General features: G+C 72.5%; 1 protein-coding gene. It reads left to right on the top strand.

Annotated elements, in window-relative coordinates:
• Window positions 1-510: lipid II flippase MurJ (locus tag SM447_RS30075; protein ID WP_474576237.1), on the top strand; the 510-nt coding region annotated here is incomplete at both ends.

The raw sequence follows: 510 nt of genomic DNA on the forward strand, positions 1-510 counted from the left end.
GCCTGTGCTGGTGCGCCGCCGCAAGATCGACGCGGACCGGGGCGAGGCGTACGCGCAGCGCCTGCTGACGCTCGCGGTACTGGCGCTCGCCGCGACCGCGCTGATCGCGGTGTTGCTGGCCCCGGTGCTGACCGCCGTGTACGCGGCCGGCGGCGACGATCCGGCGTACACCACGCTCGTCACCCGGCTGTCGTACCTGATGCTGCCGATGCTGTTCTTCACCGGCATCAGCGCGCTGATCGCCGCGGTGCTCAACACCAGGGGGCACTTCGCCGCCCCGATGTGGGCGCCGATCCTCAACAATCTCGTCTCGATCGGCACGTTCGGCCTGTACATCGTCGTCTTCGGCGCGACCGGTCTCCGGCCCGAGGAGGTGGGCTGGGACCGGATCCTGCTGGTCGGCGGCGGCACGCTGCTGCTGGCAGAGGGCGTCGAGCGAGGTACGCACGGCAGTGGCGGCGACCGCCAGGCGCGCGGTGGCGCGGGTGCGGTCGACCGCCGCGACGGTGG

This window comes from Micromonospora aridisoli, assembly GCF_056150025.1.